Origin of the sequence: Yoonia sp. (genome assembly GCF_014859355.1) — a bacterium.
Lineage (GTDB): Bacteria > Pseudomonadota > Alphaproteobacteria > Rhodobacterales > Rhodobacteraceae > Yoonia.
In genome coordinates, this window is the sequence record NZ_JACUUJ010000015.1 from 49,801 (window position 1) to 64,657 (window position 14,857).

The following is a 14,857-nucleotide window of genomic DNA, read 5'->3' on the forward strand; positions in this document are numbered from 1 at the left end:
CCTTTGCCAGTCGCCGCCTAAACCTGTGCCGTGATACGAAGGATCCGCCATGACCACAGCCGCCATCATCGTCGCCGCCGGACGCGGCACACGCGCCGGAGGTGACCTGCCCAAGCAATGGCAGCGCCTTGGGGATCGTTGCGTAGCCGCCCATGCGATGCAAGCCTTTGCCGCCCACCCGGGAATCGACCAACTGATCCTTGTGCTGCATCCCGATGATGTTGACAGCGATCTTTGGCCGCGTGATCCGGTGGCGTCCATCGTGACCGGCGGCGCGACGCGGCGCATGTCTGTGCTGGCAGGGCTGCACGCTGCCGCAGGCAGGGCGGACCGGGTGTTGATCCACGATGCCGCACGCCCCTTGGTCACGGCCGCGATCATCGACAGGGTTCTGGCAGCCCTTGACAGCCATGCCGGCGCCGCCCCTGCGGTGGCGGTGACAGATACGCTGTGGCACGGGCAAAACGACCACGTAACCGGCCTGCAAGACCGCAGCGGGCTTTACCGGGCGCAGACACCGCAGGGGTTTCATCTGGTGCCGCTTTTGGCGGCGCATCGCGCAAATACCGATGACGCGACCGACGATGTGGCCGTCGCCCGCGCGGCAGGGCTGGACGTGGCCATCGTGGCGGGCGATGAAGAGAATATAAAAATCACCACGCCCGGCGATTTCGCCCGCGCAAGCAAACTGATGGGACTGCAAATGGATATCCGCTGTGGCAATGGTTATGACGTGCACCGGTTCGGCCCCGGCGACCATGTGTGGCTGTGCGGGGTTAAACTGCCCCATGACCGCAGCCTGCAGGGCCATTCCGACGCCGATGTGGGCATGCACGCCATCACCGACGCGATTTATGGCGCGCTGGGCATGGGGGATATCGGTCAGCATTTTCCTCCGTCTGATCCACAATGGAAAGGCGCCGCCAGCCATATTTTTCTGGAACATGCCGTGGCACTGGCCACCGAACAGGGCTACCGGATCAGCAATACTGATTGCACGCTGATCTGCGAAACCCCCAAGATCGGGCCGCATCAGGCAGCGATGAAAACCGCCTTGGCGCAGATCATGGGGTTGGCCGCAGACCGCATCAGCGTCAAGGCGACAACCTCGGAACGGCTCGGCTTTACCGGGCGCGGCGAAGGCATCGCAGCACAAGCAACCGTAACATTGGTGAAACCATGACCCATCTGATCGCAACCTTCTTTTATGCAGGCCACCTGCGCCCTGCCCCCGGCACCTGGGGGTCGCTGGCCGCCCTGCCCGCTGCGTGGGTGATTTATGTGCTGGCGGGGCCTTGGGGGCTGCTGGCGGGGGTTATCCTGTCTTACGGGCTGGGGTTGTGGGCCACGGGCGTGGAAACCCGCGGCAAAGCCGACCACGACCCAAGCGAAATCGTGATAGACGAGGTCTGCGGCCAATGGATCGCGCTGCTGCCGCTGGCATTTGGTGCCGCCAATAATGGCGTGCCGATCACGGCGCTTTGGCCCGGCTGGATTGCTGCCTTTGTGCTGTTCCGGCTGTTCGACATCACCAAATGGGGGCCAATCGGTTGGGCCGACCGGATGCACGGGCCGACAGGCGTGATGCTGGATGATGTGTTCGCGGGCGTCTTTGCGGCCATCGGGGTTATCGCTTTGGCGGCGCTTTATCATGTGGTGCTGATATGACCGCGCTGGCCTTGCTGCAAGCGGCCAAGGCACGCGGCATCATGATCACCACCGCCGAAAGCTGCACCGGCGGCTTGGTCGCGGCGGCCATCACCGAAATACCGGGCAGTTCGGCGATCTTTGACCGGGGGTTTGTGACCTATACCAACGCCGCCAAAGTGCAGATGCTGGGCGTCGCGCCCGCAACATTGGCCGCGCATGGTGCCGTGTCGGAAGAGGTCGCGCGCGACATGGCCCAAGGCGCGCTGGCCCATGCAGATGCGCAGCTTGCCGTGGCGATCACCGGAATCGCAGGCCCCGGCGGGTCAGATCACAAACCCGAAGGCCGGGTCTGTTTCGCTGTCGCCACCCCTGAGACCTGCCAGACCGAAACCGTCGAATTTGGCGCATTGGGCCGCGACAATGTGCGACATGCGGCGCGCGATCATGCACTGTCGCTGCTGATGGCGCTGATCGACACCTTTCCGCCGGTGAATTAGCCAATCAGGTTGGACAAGGCGCGCGTGTCATCCGCCTGCACCGCGGCCCACAGATCGTCGGCCAATGCGCCCCCCACGACAGCGCGCGCCTTTTGTGTCAGCCGGTCAACCCGCGTCGCCAGATCAAGCGGTGCGTTCAGATCGTGGAACAACTGCGCCTTGCGGCCATCGCGATAGGTCACATCAACGCGCGCCTGCATTTCTGTCAGACCGGCATCTTCGCGCACCGCAACCCGGTCGCGCAGCGCAGCCAAGGCCGGATCAGCTGCCGCCGCATCGGTATAGCTGTCAATCGCCGCCGTGCTGATCCCGGCCAGATGCATCGCAGCCACCATGCGGTAGGAAAACTTGCATTCCAGCCCGCTGCGCGGGGTCACGATATTGCAGACGGTCATCCAGCGCGGATGCGTCGTGATGGTCAGTTGCGCGACATCGCCATCCAGCCCCTTCAACGCCTCAAGCGTGGCGTGCAGACCATGGCAGCAAGCGTGGAATTTATGGCTGATCGCGCGCATCAACCAATCCTCGCCCATACGATCAAAGCCGGCCATATCCCCGGCCCCGTGATGGGTCGCGCCAAAGCCCAATGGCCCGCTTAGCCCCGCATCGGCCGATGTCATGCCCGCCTGCGCCCATTGCGCGGCCAGCACACCGCATTCAGCGGCCAGCCCTGCATTCAAAGGCTTGCCCATGGTCCCGAACTGCGATTTCAGGCCCGCCGCCTTGGTCGATGCCAACCCAAGGGCGGCGATGATCTGGCCCTGCGTCAGGCCCAGCAAGCGCGCTGCGGCCATCGCAGCCCCAAAGGCCCCCGCAGTCGCTGTCTGGTGAAACCCGACCTGATAATGCCCGCGCCCCAGCCACAAGCCCACACGCACCGCAACTTCGGACCCGATCAGGGCGGCTTGCAGCGCATCATCCAGCGTCCGCCCCTGCGACAGCGCCAGCACAGCGGGCATGACCGCCACACTGGTGTGGCCGATATGGGCAAAATGCGTGTCGTCGTAATCCAGCGCATGGCTGGTCGCGCCGTTGATCAGCGCCGCGCGGGCGGGTGGCAGGCGGTCACCGACCGGGCCTTCGGCGACGGCCAGATCACGCAGGATGCGCGCGACGGGTTCACCCCGCCCCGCAACGGCACAGACCGCCCAATCAAACAGCGCCAGCCGGATGATTGCCAGCGCATCTTCTGGCGGGGTGGCGGTGGCGATGAACTGCGCGATCCGCGCCTCGGGTGTCATGCGTAAAGCTCGGCGGCGCGGCGTTCAAATGACCGGACAACGCGTTGCATCGCTTCGTTGAAAAACATACCTGCCGCCCCTTGCAGCAACCGGCTGCGAAATTCAAAATCAACGTGAAACGACACTTCGCACCCACCATCTACGTCTTTGAAACGCCACGTGCTTTCCAGATGCCGCACCGGACCATCCAGATATTCGGTCTCGATCCGTTTTTCGTCCGGCCAGAGCGTGACGCGGCTGCCAAATTTTTCCCGGAATACCTTGAACGAAATCACGAGGTCGGCCAGCATGACATCATGATCACCATGCGACGTGACACTGCGCACACGTGCGGCGGCGGTCCATGGCAAAAACTTGGGGTAATTGGCCACATCAGCGACCAGATCATACATTTTCTGGGCTGTATAGGGCACAAACTTTGTTTCGGAATGGGTGGTCATAATGGGCTTTCGCGGGTGACTTCGCCGTCGGATGTCGTAAACTTGGGCGGGAAAATCAACCCTTTCCTTTTTTAGGGGGCTCAATGCCGCAGACGCCTTATGTCATCGACGAAATGATCAGTGCCAAATCCATCGCTGCAAGGATCGAAGTGCTGGCCCGCGAAATCGCGACAGAGTTCCACGGCACCGACCAGTTGGTCGTGATCGGGCTATTGCGCGGGTCATTCGTGTTTATTGCCGATCTGGTGCGCGAACTGGACCTGCCGGTCGAGGTCGATTTCCTTGAGGCATCAAGCTATGGCAACGCGATGGAAAGCAGCCGCGAGGTGCGGATCCTCAAGGATATTCGCGGCCAGATCGAAGGCCGTGATGTGCTGGTGGTCGAGGATATCGTCGACACCGGGCATACACTGTCGCAAGTCATTCAATTTCTGTCCACCCGGCACCCGGCGCGTCTGCGCACCATTGCCCTGCTGGATAAACCTGCCCGCCGCGAGGTCGACATCGTTGCGGATTGGACAGGTTTTGAGATCCCCGATGAATTTGTGGTGGGCTACGGGATCGACTTTGCGCAACGCAACCGCAACCTGCCCTACATCGGCAAAGTCAGCTTTACCGACAACGCGGGCTAGATCGGATCACGCGGAAAATTGCCAATCACGCATAGTTGACCAACAGGACCATCGGACCATTTGAAAGATATGCAATGTTTTGCTGAACGCACCGCTAGGGAGAACTGACATGAAAAAACGCCATTTTGCGACGTCTTTGGGGCTTGCCGTTATCTTGACGGGCACTGCCTTTGCTGCAGGTCACATCAGTGAAGACGTGACGAAAGCCATGGAGGCGCGGCAGGCGCACATGACGCTTTACAGTTTCAATATGGCCACGCTTGGCGGCATGGCGCAGGATCGGACCCCCTATGATGCGGCAGCGGCAACAGCGGCGGCAAACAATCTGGCCGCAATAGCCAATATGGACCAAAGCGCGTATTGGGTTGAAGGCTCTGACAGCAGCGTTGAGGGGAGCCGCGCCAAAGCTGAAATCTGGTCCAACGCCGATGATTACGCCGAAAAAATCGCGGCACTTGCCAGTGCCAGCACGGCGTTGGCCGCTGTTGCCGGTAACGATCTGGATGCGTTGAAAGGTGCCTTTGGTCCGGTTGGCGGATCATGTGCGGCGTGTCACCGGGCCTATCGCGTATCGGATAACTGATCGTGCGAGTCCGGCGGAGGCTGACGCTGTTGGTTGTCGTGGGTATTGTGGCAGGCGTGGCGCTGACCCGGCCCCAGCCCCTGCCTGACGATGCACTGGCGGGCATGACCGCCGACCCTGAACGCGGCGCGGTAATTTTTGCCGCCGCCGGTTGTGCCGCGTGCCACCGTGCGCCAGGGGTTGATGATGGCCCACTGGCGGGCGGGCGGCCCTTTGCCAGCGATTTCGGCACATTCTACGCCCCCAACATCAGCCCCGATCCGGTGCAGGGCATCGGCCGCTGGACCGATGTGCAACTGGCCAGCGCAATCCAGCGCGGGGTCAGCCCCGATGGCGGGCATTATTACCCCGCCTTTCCCTATACCGCCTATGCCAAGGCCAGCCGACAGGATATCGCCGACCTGATTGCGCATCTGCGGACCCTGCCCCCGGACGCCACGCCAAACCAGCCGCATCAGGTGGGCTTTCCCTTCAATATTCGGCGCAGTGTCGGCGCATGGAAATTGCTATTCGCCAATGATGACTGGGTGTTGGGCGGCGATCTGACGGCGGAACAGGAACGCGGGCGTTATCTGGTCGAGGCGCTGGGCCACTGCGCCGAATGCCATACCCCGCGCGGGGCGCTGGGCGGGCTGGACCGGGGCAACTGGTTGGCCGGTGCGCCAAACCCGTCAGGCGACGGGCGGATCCCGAATATCACGCCCGGCGCGCTGAATTGGTCAATTCAGGATATCGCGATTTATCTGGAAAGCGGGTTCACACCTGATTTCGACACGGCGGGCGGCACAATGGCCGATGTGGTGCTGAACACCGCGCAACTGTCCGATGCAGACCGCACCGCGATCGCCACCTATCTGAAAGCCGTGCCAGCGGTGCCCAACCCGCAATAACGGATCAGACAGCGCCCAGTTTCTGCATCCGTGCCGCGCGCAGGCGGGCGAAATCGTCGCCTGCGTGATAGGATGACCGTGTCAGCGGCGTGGCCGACACCATCAGGAACCCCTTGCCATAAGCGGCCTTTTCATAGGCGGCAAATTCGTCCGGTGTCACGAAACGATCTACCTTGTGGTGCTTTGGCGTCGGTTGCAGATACTGCCCGATCGTCAGAAAGTCGATGTCGGCGGCGCGCATGTCTTCCATCACCTGCATCACCGCCTGCCGATCCTCGCCCAGACCAACCATAATGCCGGATTTGGTGAACATGCTCGGGTCCAGTTCCTTGACCCGCTGCAACAGCCGCAGGCTGTGGAAATAGCGCGCGCCTGGGCGCACCTCTGGGTAAAGGCCCGGCACGGTTTCAAGGTTGTGGTTGAACACATCCGGTTTTGCATCAACAACGATTCGCAGCACATCGGGATCGCAGCGAATAAAATCAGGCGTCAGAATTTCAATGGTCGTGCCCGGCGACTGGCGGCGGATCGCGCGGATCGTCTGGGCGAAATGTTCGGCACCGCCGTCTTCTACATCGTCGCGGTCCACGGATGTGATGACCACGTGTTTCAGCCCCAGTTTTTTCACCGCATCGGCCACGCGCCCTGGTTCGAACACATCCAGTGCCTCGGGCGGTTTCCCGGTGGCGATGTTGCAAAAGGTGCAGGCGCGGGTGCAAACCTCGCCCATGATCATCATCGTGGCGTGGCCTTGCGACCAGCATTCGCCCACATTGGGGCACCCTGCCTCTTCGCAGACAGTGACAAGCTTGTGTTCGCGCATGATATCGCGCGTCGCCTTATAGCCGTCCGACGTAGGGGCCTTGACACGGATCCAATCGGGTTTTTGGGGCTGCGCACTGTCAGGCCGCCGCTGTTTTTCAGGGTGGCGCTGGGCAGGGATTTTCAGATCGCGTGGGGACATCACAGGCTCCGTTTCGACTGTTCCAAGACTTAGCCCGCTTATCCGGCTTTGTCCAATACCACAGCGGGCCACATGGCGGCCCTGCAGTGGGTGCATGATCCTGCACCTAGCCGATCAGCGGGGCAAATTGGCCTTGGGTCTGCCGATAATGCAGCTCCAGCCGTTCCAAGGCGATCCGCAAGACAATCTTGCCTGACCGCGCCGACCAGCCCATCGTTTTTTCGGTCTGTTCCAGACCCTCCAGCAGGCAGCAGCAGCGAAAGACAACTTCGCCCAATCCGGGGCCAAGATCGCACAGTGCCGCGCGCAACCGCGCGCGGGCCGACATGGCACCAAGAAAGCCACCCGCAGAGTCAGGCGCGGGGGTATCCGCCATCAAGGCATCCCAGCTTTCAATCCTGCCCATGCCAACCTGTGCCAGTTCAAAATCTTCGCGCAGCCGTTCGCCCGCCGTAACCTGCGTGCGTGTGATGAACGGATCACCGTTGCGATCCTTTCTGCGGGCCAGTCCTGCAAGCGGGCTTTCGGTCGCATGATAACGTGGCTGCGCCCCGGCCAGGCCAGCGATGGCATCCATATCCCACCCGGTATCAGCGTCTTTGCGGGCGCGGCGTTCGCCAAATCCGCCGGCGCGGTTTTCGTCTTCTGCGATCAGCCGGCGCAATGCTGCACGTCCGGTATTCGTGATGAAATAGCGGGCAATGCGCGCGTCGGGCTGTGGGCAGCTGATCCAGTCCTTCAGCGCCATGGCCTGCGCAATTTCACGGCCCACGACAGCGGTGCGTAAATGGTCTCCGCTTTCGGTTTCGCGCACGACGACGGCAGATTCCAAGTCGCGGGCCACGGCCAGCACGGCGAGCGGTTCGCACAACCGATGCAGGATGCGCTTGGCTTCCTGATCCACACGGTCATGGGTCAATTCCACAGAGGTTGGTCGAACGCTGTTCAGATGGGCAATATTCATCGCTTCGGTTTTCCTATTTTTAACAATATCATGTGCAGAAACACAGCCGGACAGAGACGTCAGCGCCGCATCGATCAGCGGATCGTCACGACGACATTCGAAACGACGGACCTGCCGCAAAACAGTTGACGGATGGCAATCACTGGCCCGCGCCAATGCCCGGATCGAAAGGCCCATTTCTGTATGAACAAGATAATGTCGTGCGGCCTCTGGCACCCACTGCGGCAAGCGCGTGGGGCCATCGGGGTTTGATTGCGGGGTCATGTCAGTTGTCCTCCTACTCAGAAGTCCCGACACGAACAGGAGGGTCAGCTCGCTTGGCCAACATATCAATTCATCAACCTGTGCATGTTTGGTTACTTATTGGTTAACGCTATGGTTTGCCCGTCAACTATTCTTTCAAAAGAATAAACAAGTCTGACCAATGCGTTCTTAACCATTGGCGTTCCCGCAACACCCGGCACAGCTGTGCCATTCTCTTGCCTGTAACGACGGCAATGGAGTCAGGATAAATGCAGGATCTGCACACACGAATCGCAAGACTGAAACGCCCCGCACTTTTGGCAAGGGCAGCCAGATTTGGCGTCGATGATTACCGGCGGGAAGTGCATTTGCGCCGCCTTTTGCGGATGGACCCACTGCCCCGGCCCGCCGATGCGCTGATGCGCCTCTTGGATATGGAACAAGAAGTTGACAATCATCGCAGGGCGAAGGACGGCACATATATGGCCGCCCATCATGTTGATGTGTTGATCGCCATTACAGGCGAAGCGCGCCTGCTACAGGCGACCCGCCCGCGCCTTATGTAAAGGCGTCGGGCATGCTGGCCTTTTTCTCGGCCACATAGGCGCGCAGGCGGCCTTCGATCTCGGGGTCAAGGGCGGGTTGCTGATAGGTATCAAGCATCCTTTGCACCCGGACCGCAGCCAACGCCTGCGTGTCACGCGCGCCTTCTTCGTCCCATGTTTCAAACGGTTTGTAATCAAACAGGTCAGACCGCCAGAACGCCGCCTTGAAATTGGCCTGCGTGTGCGCGCACCCCAGATAATGCCCGCCCGGCCCGACCTCGGCGATGGCATCCATGGCTTGCGCGTTTTCGGAAATATCCACGCCGCGTGCAAAATGGTGCAAGGTGCCCAACTGGTCAGCATCCATGACGAACTTTTCGAACGATGCAACCAGCCCGCCTTCTAGCCAACCGCAGGCGTGCAGCATGAAATTGACCCCCGACAATAGCCCCATTTGCAGGCTGTTGGATGTTTCATAAGCCGCCTGCGCATCGGGCAGTTTAGACCCGCAGAACGACCCCGCAGACCGGTATGGCAGCCCCAGACGACGCGCCAGTTGACCGGCACCATAGGTGATGTGCGCCGCCTCTGGCGTCCCGAACGTGGGCGCGCCCGAATTCATGTCGATCGACGCAACAAACGTGCCCATGATCGCGGGCGAACCGGGGCGGATGATCTGGGAATAGGCGACACCGGCCAGCACCTCGGCCAGCACCTGCGTCAACGTGCCCGCCACGGACACAGGTGCCATGGCCCCGCCCACGATAAAGGGGCTGATGATCGACGCCTGATTGTTTTTCGCGAACACCTCCAGCGCACCCATCATGACGCTATCAAAAGTCAGCGGCGAGTTGATGTTGATCAGCGAGGTCATGACCGTGTTTTCCTGCACAAAATCCTTGCCGAAAAGAATTTCGCACATGTCCACCGAATCCTGTGCGCGGCTGGGTTCTGTCACCGACCCCATAAATGGTTTGTCGGAATAGATCATATGGGCCAGCAGCATATCCAGATGCCGCTTGTTCACCGGCACATCGGTGGGTTCGCAGACCGTGCCACCCGAATGATGCAGCCATTTCGACATATAGCCCAGTTTCACGAATTTTTCGAAATCGGCCATCGTGGCATAGCGCCGCCCGCCTTCCGCATCGCGCACAAATGGCGGGCCGTAAACCGGGGCCAGCACAAGGTTCTTACCGCCGATAACGACATTGCGTTCGGGGTTGCGGGCATGCTGGGTGAATTGCGACGGTGCCGTGCTGCACAGCTTGCGCGCCAGACCGCGCGGAATCCGTACGCGTTCGCCTTCAACCTCTGCCCCTGCCTGACGCCAGCGGTCCAGGGCTTCGGGGTTGTCGACAAAATTTACGCCGATTTCCGCCAGCACCGTTTCGGCATTCGCCTCGATCACATCAAGCGCTTCCTGTGTCAGTACCTCGTAATTGGGGATGTTGCGTTCGATATATTTCGCGGTGTCGACGCTGACAGCTGTGCGTTCGGCCCGGCGTGCGGCACCGCCACCACCACGTGCGCGACGGGCTGTTGTTGCTGGTGCTTGCGACATGGCTGATCCTCTTGATGCATTAATTGGGCTAGTGATACCCGCAGCGGCCGCATCGCCCTGATGCTTTTGCGCCATATCCGACGCGAAAACGACATCGCGGCATGGCGCGCGGGGTCTTGCAACTGAAGCGGGGCAATTCTATCAGACAGCATGACAGACACATCCCATGAACGCCTTCTTATTATCGACTTCGGCAGCCAGGTCACCCAGCTGATCGCGCGGCGTTTGCGCGAACTGAACGTCTATTGCGAAATTCACCCATATCAGAAGGTGACCGATGCCTTTCTGCGCGGCTTTGCGCCCAAGGCAGTGATCCTGTCGGGCGGGCCTGACAGCGTGACACGCCCCGGATCGCCACGCGCACCACAGCTGGTGTTCGAACTGGGCGTGCCGGTGCTGGGGATATGTTACGGCCAGCAAACCATGATGACGCAACTGGGCGGCAAGGTAGAACGCGGGCACGGCACCGCCGAATTCGGCCGCGCCTATGTCACACCGGTGGGCAAGCTGGCGCTGCTGGATGGCTGGTTTTTGACCGACCGCGAACAGGTCTGGATGAGCCACGGCGACCATGTCTCTGAAATTGCGCCCGGTTTTGCGGTTTACGGCACATCGCCCAATGCCCCTTTTGCCGTAACGGCAGATGTCGCGCGCAATTTCTACGCCGTGCAATTCCACCCCGAGGTGCACCACACCCCGAACGGGGCCAAGCTGTATGAAAACTTTGTCCGCATCGCGGGGTTCACCGGCGACTGGACCATGGGCGCCTACCGCGAAGAGGCGATCCGCCTGATCCGCGAACAGGTGGGCGACAAACAGGTGATCTGCGGTCTATCGGGCGGGGTTGATTCGTCGGTCGCGGCGGTGCTGATCCACGAAGCGATCGGTGATCAGCTGACCTGCGTTTTCGTCGATCACGGGTTGTTGCGGCAGGGCGAAGCCGAAGAGGTCGTGACCATGTTCCGCGACCATTACAACATGCCGCTGATCCATGCGAACGAACAGGAATTGTTCCTGGGTAAGCTGGAAGGCGTCAGCGACCCTGAAACCAAACGCAAGATCATTGGCGGGCTGTTCATCGACGTGTTCCAGAAATACGCCAACGGCATCGAAGGCGCGGAATTCCTGGCACAAGGCACGCTTTATCCTGATGTCATCGAATCTGTGTCGTTTTCCGGCGGTCCGTCTGTAACCATCAAAAGCCACCACAACGTCGGCGGCCTGCCGGAAAAGATGGGGCTGAAACTGGTCGAACCCCTGCGCGAGCTGTTCAAGGACGAGGTGCGCGCGCTGGGGGCCGAACTGGGCCTGCCGCCGTCGTTCATCGGGCGCCACCCCTTCCCCGGACCGGGCCTTGCCATTCGCTGCCCCGGCGAGATTACCCGCGAAAAGCTGTCGATTTTGCGCAAGGCCGATGCGGTGTTCATCGACCAGATCCGCAAGCACGGGCTGTATGATGATATCTGGCAGGCCTTTGTCGCAATACTGCCGGTGCGCACCGTGGGCGTGATGGGCGACGGGCGCACCTATGATTTCGCCTGCGCGCTGCGCGCGGTGACATCCGTTGACGGGATGACAGCGGATTATTACCCGTTCAGCCACGAATTTCTGGGCGAAACGGCAACGCGGATCATCAACGAGGTGCAGGGCATCAACCGCGTGACCTATGACATCACCTCCAAACCCCCCGGAACGATCGAGTGGGAATAATGATCAATCTTTTTCGACCAGCTTCCTGCATCGTCGTCGCAAGCATGGGAAGATCAGGCAGCACATTGTGCTACACGACTTTAAGTCGGCCATCTTCAAGATGGCGGCGTAAAAAAGGGCGGGGCTTTTATCCCAGCTTGGGTGAAGCCCCACTAAAGCCCGGAACAATTATAAAAACCCACGATTATCCAGACTCGTTGTCGGATAAAAGTGGTCAAGCTAAGGTTTTATTTGTTTTCGGTTCGACCTATGAAGCAAGCCTTTCTGTTTACGCATGTCGAGAAAAGTATGGTGACGAGTGGATTTCAAGCCATTTCGATCATTGTAAAAGCATCGCACAATTTGATGACATTTTCGATTTTGATGCGCTTGGCATGTCTCAACAAGTAAGGGCATGGGCAGTTGAGGACAAAGTGCCAGTCCTATGTGTTCGATATGACAGTCTATGGCAAAATGCATCGGAAATTTCCGACTTCACGGGACATAGGTTCAACCTTCCAGCGCGAACGCTCCGCGAAGAAAAACACATTCCCGCAGAATTGAAAGAGAATGCAGCAAAAACTTACGAAAAGTTTGACAAAGTTATTGCAAAGCTGCCCGACATATTTTTAGCAGGTCCCTCGATGTTCGACTATGTCAAACAAATTGATGCGGATAGTCGGTTTTCAAAAGAAGCGCGTCAAAGATTCAGATGACCTAGCTTTTCAGGGCCTGCACCAACAATTCCGCCCCGAATTCCCCGACCGCGCATGCGGCCAGTTCACCACCCTGCCCGCGCTGGAACCAGTCATTGCGGGCGTCCAGCGCCACGCGCACACGCGGCCCGATGCGCAACGGGTCGCGGCCCCAATGTGCAGCGGCAAGCGGATCGGTGTTGAACCATCCGGTCAAATCGGATCGCGGCAGACCGGCGCGCGCCACAAAAAAACCCGCCAGACAATCCACCTGCCGCTCTACCAGCCCGCGCAGCATGGTCTCTTTTCTGGGGCGTGCGCGGATCTGGGCAAGGGCAAGGTCGGCCACCCCGTGTTGGACCTGCGCTGCATGGCCATAAGCATGCCCCACAAGATAGACCGCCTGAGGTAGCACAGCCGCGGCCGTGGTAACGTAAACCACATTGCGTGTGGTGCAATAAACGACCGCGTCAAACACCGTATCGTCCGCACCGCACGAACCGGGGATCTGCGCGACACGCCGCAAGACCGGCATCCGGTCAAAAGCACGCTGCGCCGCCGCAGCCACATCATCCACCGGATCTGCGATGCCGGGACCAGCCAGAACCGCAAGCACAATAAAAACCCACTTCATGACACGCACCCGTCTTTTGTTTTTGCAGGCACAAAGTCCAAAACCAGGGCTTGCAAATCCGGCGTCAAGAATGACACATCAGCCCATGCATATAAACCTAAAAGCGATGTTGTGGATGGTGGGCGCAATCGCGTCCTTTACCACGATGGCGGTCGCGGGCCGCGTGGTCAGCGTTGAACTTGATACCTTTGAAATCATGTTTTACCGCAGCCTGGTCGGCATTGTCATCGTGTTGGGCCTTGTGACCGCGACGGGCCGTTTGCACCAGATTGGCCGACAACGGCTTGGTCTGCATCTGACGCGCAACATCTGTCACTTTATCGGGCAGAATCTGTGGTTTTTTGCGATTGCCGTTATTCCGCTTGCACAGGTTTTCGCACTGGAATTCACGACGCCTGTTTGGGTGATCCTGTTGTCACCGTTGATTCTGCGCGAACGGCTGACCCGGACGGGGATGATCGCCGCCGCACTCGGGTTTGTCGGAATCCTGATCGTGGCCCGACCCGACCCTGCAAACATGAGCCCCGGTTTGCTAGCCGCTGCGGCCTGCGCGGTATTTTTTGCGCTTAGCGCGATTTTCACGCGTAAGCTGACCCAGACGGAAACCATCACCACCATCCTGATCTATCTGACAACCATGCAGGCCATCTTTGGCCTGATCTGCGCCGGCTATGACGGTGATATTGCACTGCCATCGCGAACCACGCTTCCTTGGGTGATCCTGATTGGCTGTGCGGGGCTGTCGGCGCATTTTTGTCTAACGACAGCACTTGGGCTTGCGCCCGCCAGCATCGTGATGCCGATGGATTTTGCCCGTTTGCCGACGATCGCTGTGATCGGTGTTCTGTTTTACGATGAGCCGCTGCAAACCCTTGTGTTTGTTGGTGCTGCCCTGATCTTCCTTGCGAACTATATCAACATGACGCAGTCCAACCCGCTGCGGCGTTTGGCACGGATCGCAAAATAAACCTTCAGATAGGCAAGCATTTTGATTTTGTGACGTCACGGCGCGCACAAAAAGGTGACGTTGCGTCAATAATTGACGTCAAGATCAGGCTGTATGTAACTTTAAACACATATTTTTATTTCATGGTAGGGAAGAGACATGAAAAGAACAATCGCAGCGGGTGCAGTGCTGCTGATGACGACATCGCTAGCAATTGCTGGTGGTCTGGACCGGTCTGGTCAAAGTATCGGTGCAATTTTTGAAGATGGCACATATGTCGAATTGAGCTTTGGCTACGTCATGCCAGACGTTTCCGGCGTGGTCACCGCTGCGCCCGGGGTCGGCAGTGGCAACATCGGGGTCGATTACGGCCAATTCGGCGCTGCGGTAAAACGCGATCTGACCAAACAGTTATCCTATGCGTTGATCATCGATCAGCCCTACGGCGCGAACGTCGCTTATGATGATTCCCAACCGGGGTATCCCCTTGCAGGATCCAAAGCCGAGTTTCGCAGCACGGGTATCAGCGTCCTGGGACGCTACAAGTTCGACGAAAACTTCAGCGTGCACGGTGGGCTTCGCGCCGTAACGATTGATGCGGACGCGCTTGTTATCACAAGCGAATTCACATACGACGCATCCTATGACAACGACACCCAATTCGCATATGTCATCGGTGG

The 14,857-nt window shown here is 59.5% G+C and carries 16 protein-coding genes and 1 pseudogene; 11 read left to right on the forward strand and 6 right to left on the reverse strand.

Going from position 1 to position 14,857, the window contains the following annotated elements; all coding sequences use genetic code 11:
- Nucleotides 1–49: 49 nt before the first annotated feature.
- The 3 genes from IBX59_RS07460 to IBX59_RS07470 are packed head-to-tail and all read left to right on the forward strand — an operon-like array spanning nt 50 to nt 2,147.
- Complete coding sequence (locus IBX59_RS07460; RefSeq protein WP_296374028.1) at nt 50–1,183, forward strand: bifunctional 2-C-methyl-D-erythritol 4-phosphate cytidylyltransferase/2-C-methyl-D-erythritol 2,4-cyclodiphosphate synthase; 1,134 nt, start codon at nt 50–52, stop codon at nt 1,181–1,183.
- A complete protein-coding gene (locus IBX59_RS07465) occupies nt 1,180–1,668 on the forward strand; it encodes a phosphatidylglycerophosphatase A (RefSeq protein WP_296374030.1) in 489 nt (162 codons plus the stop codon). The genes IBX59_RS07460 and IBX59_RS07465 overlap by 4 nt, the downstream gene beginning before the upstream one ends.
- Nucleotides 1,665–2,147, forward strand: coding sequence for a CinA family protein (locus IBX59_RS07470; RefSeq protein WP_296374032.1), 483 nt, complete (start codon nt 1,665–1,667; stop codon nt 2,145–2,147). The genes IBX59_RS07465 and IBX59_RS07470 overlap by 4 nt, the downstream gene beginning before the upstream one ends.
- Here IBX59_RS07470 and IBX59_RS07475 read toward each other — a convergent pair.
- A complete protein-coding gene (locus IBX59_RS07475; protein ID WP_296374035.1) occupies nt 2,144–3,388 on the reverse strand; it encodes an MmgE/PrpD family protein in 1,245 nt (414 codons plus the stop codon). The two genes, IBX59_RS07470 and IBX59_RS07475, sit on opposite strands and share 4 nt — an antisense overlap.
- A complete protein-coding gene (locus tag IBX59_RS07480; protein ID WP_296374037.1) occupies nt 3,385–3,828 on the reverse strand; it encodes a type II toxin-antitoxin system RatA family toxin in 444 nt (147 codons plus the stop codon). Before IBX59_RS07480 ends, IBX59_RS07475 begins: the two co-directional genes overlap by 4 nt.
- Nucleotides 3,829–3,911: 83 nt before the next feature.
- Between IBX59_RS07480 and hpt the strand changes: the two genes are divergently transcribed.
- The 3 genes from hpt to IBX59_RS07495 all read left to right on the forward strand — a co-directional run bounded on the left by hpt (nt 3,912) and on the right by IBX59_RS07495 (nt 5,933).
- Nucleotides 3,912–4,460 carry a hypoxanthine phosphoribosyltransferase gene (hpt, locus tag IBX59_RS07485; protein ID WP_296374039.1) on the forward strand — a complete coding sequence of 183 codons (549 nt, stop codon included), beginning with the start codon at nt 3,912–3,914 and terminating at the stop codon, nt 4,458–4,460.
- Nucleotides 4,461–4,569: 109 nt separating this feature from the next.
- On the forward strand, nt 4,570–5,043 hold the full coding sequence (locus IBX59_RS07490) for a cytochrome c (protein WP_296374041.1): 474 nt from the start codon (nt 4,570–4,572) through the stop codon (nt 5,041–5,043).
- A 2-nt stretch (nt 5,044–5,045) separates the two neighbouring features.
- The gene (locus tag IBX59_RS07495; RefSeq protein WP_296374043.1) at nt 5,046–5,933 is read left to right on the forward strand and encodes a cytochrome c; all 888 of its coding nucleotides are present in this window, start codon (nt 5,046–5,048) and stop codon (nt 5,931–5,933) included.
- Between the two features lie 4 nt (nt 5,934–5,937).
- Here the strand turns inward: IBX59_RS07495 and lipA are convergent, their stop codons facing one another.
- Nucleotides 5,938–6,897, reverse strand: a complete 960-nt coding sequence (gene lipA / locus IBX59_RS07500) for a lipoyl synthase (protein ID WP_296374045.1) — start codon at nt 6,895–6,897, stop codon at nt 5,938–5,940.
- A gap of 106 nt (nt 6,898–7,003) precedes the next feature.
- Nucleotides 7,004–8,125, reverse strand: coding sequence for a DUF6456 domain-containing protein (locus IBX59_RS07505; RefSeq protein ID WP_296374048.1), 1,122 nt, complete (start codon nt 8,123–8,125; stop codon nt 7,004–7,006).
- A 248-nt stretch (nt 8,126–8,373) separates the two neighbouring features.
- Here IBX59_RS07505 and IBX59_RS07510 point away from each other — a divergent pair, with 248 nt between their 5' ends.
- Nucleotides 8,374–8,670, forward strand: a complete 297-nt coding sequence (locus IBX59_RS07510) for a DUF6477 family protein (protein ID WP_296374050.1) — start codon at nt 8,374–8,376, stop codon at nt 8,668–8,670.
- Here IBX59_RS07510 and IBX59_RS07515 read toward each other — a convergent pair.
- On the reverse strand, nt 8,663–10,213 hold the full coding sequence (locus IBX59_RS07515; RefSeq protein ID WP_296374051.1) for a trimethylamine methyltransferase family protein: 1,551 nt from the start codon (nt 10,211–10,213) through the stop codon (nt 8,663–8,665). The genes IBX59_RS07510 and IBX59_RS07515 overlap by 8 nt on opposite strands.
- Before the next feature lie 150 nt (nt 10,214–10,363).
- On the opposite strand from IBX59_RS07515, the gene guaA reads away from it, so the two are divergent.
- Both guaA and IBX59_RS07525 read left to right on the forward strand, forming a co-directional pair.
- On the forward strand, nt 10,364–11,923 hold the full coding sequence (guaA, locus tag IBX59_RS07520) for a glutamine-hydrolyzing GMP synthase (RefSeq protein ID WP_296374053.1): 1,560 nt from the start codon (nt 10,364–10,366) through the stop codon (nt 11,921–11,923).
- Nucleotides 11,923–12,618 carry a hypothetical protein gene (locus tag IBX59_RS07525; protein ID WP_296374055.1) on the forward strand — a complete coding sequence of 232 codons (696 nt, stop codon included), beginning with the start codon at nt 11,923–11,925 and terminating at the stop codon, nt 12,616–12,618. The genes guaA and IBX59_RS07525 overlap by 1 nt, the downstream gene beginning before the upstream one ends.
- Before the next feature lies 1 nt (nt 12,619).
- Here IBX59_RS07525 and IBX59_RS07530 read toward each other — a convergent pair whose 3' ends face one another.
- Nucleotides 12,620–13,231, reverse strand: a complete 612-nt coding sequence (locus tag IBX59_RS07530; RefSeq protein WP_296374057.1) for a hypothetical protein — start codon at nt 13,229–13,231, stop codon at nt 12,620–12,622.
- 85 nt (nt 13,232–13,316) lie between these two features.
- On the opposite strand from IBX59_RS07530, the gene IBX59_RS07535 reads away from it, so the two are divergent.
- Together IBX59_RS07535 and IBX59_RS07540 are read left to right on the forward strand one after the other, a co-directional pair.
- Complete coding sequence (locus IBX59_RS07535; protein ID WP_296374061.1) at nt 13,317–14,198, forward strand: DMT family transporter; 882 nt, start codon at nt 13,317–13,319, stop codon at nt 14,196–14,198.
- A 138-nt stretch (nt 14,199–14,336) separates the two neighbouring features.
- A pseudogene (locus IBX59_RS07540) lies at nt 14,337–14,857 on the forward strand (hypothetical protein); the annotation flags it as partial.

Bases quoted from the DNA above. Each gene is read 5' to 3' on its own strand.
- IBX59_RS07460 (WP_296374028.1), top strand. From the start codon at position 50: ATGACCACAGCCGCCATCATCGTCGCCGCCGGACGCGGCACACGCGCC.
- IBX59_RS07465 (WP_296374030.1), top strand. From the start codon at position 1,180: ATGACCCATCTGATCGCAACCTTCTTTTATGCAGGCCACCTGCGCCCT.
- IBX59_RS07470 (WP_296374032.1), top strand. From the start codon at position 1,665: ATGACCGCGCTGGCCTTGCTGCAAGCGGCCAAGGCACGCGGCATCATG.
- IBX59_RS07475 (WP_296374035.1), bottom strand. From the start codon at position 3,388: ATGACACCCGAGGCGCGGATCGCGCAGTTCATCGCCACCGCCACCCCG.
- IBX59_RS07480 (WP_296374037.1), bottom strand. From the start codon at position 3,828: ATGACCACCCATTCCGAAACAAAGTTTGTGCCCTATACAGCCCAGAAA.
- hpt (WP_296374039.1), top strand. From the start codon at position 3,912: ATGCCGCAGACGCCTTATGTCATCGACGAAATGATCAGTGCCAAATCC.
- IBX59_RS07490 (WP_296374041.1), top strand. From the start codon at position 4,570: ATGAAAAAACGCCATTTTGCGACGTCTTTGGGGCTTGCCGTTATCTTG.
- lipA (WP_296374045.1), bottom strand. From the start codon at position 6,897: ATGTCCCCACGCGATCTGAAAATCCCTGCCCAGCGCCACCCTGAAAAA.
- IBX59_RS07505 (WP_296374048.1), bottom strand. From the start codon at position 8,125: ATGACCCCGCAATCAAACCCCGATGGCCCCACGCGCTTGCCGCAGTGG.
- IBX59_RS07510 (WP_296374050.1), top strand. From the start codon at position 8,374: ATGCAGGATCTGCACACACGAATCGCAAGACTGAAACGCCCCGCACTT.
- IBX59_RS07515 (WP_296374051.1), bottom strand. From the start codon at position 10,213: ATGTCGCAAGCACCAGCAACAACAGCCCGTCGCGCACGTGGTGGTGGC.
- guaA (WP_296374053.1), top strand. From the start codon at position 10,364: ATGACAGACACATCCCATGAACGCCTTCTTATTATCGACTTCGGCAGC.
- IBX59_RS07525 (WP_296374055.1), top strand. From the start codon at position 11,923: ATGATCAATCTTTTTCGACCAGCTTCCTGCATCGTCGTCGCAAGCATG.
- IBX59_RS07530 (WP_296374057.1), bottom strand. From the start codon at position 13,231: ATGAAGTGGGTTTTTATTGTGCTTGCGGTTCTGGCTGGTCCCGGCATC.
- IBX59_RS07535 (WP_296374061.1), top strand. From the start codon at position 13,317: ATGCATATAAACCTAAAAGCGATGTTGTGGATGGTGGGCGCAATCGCG.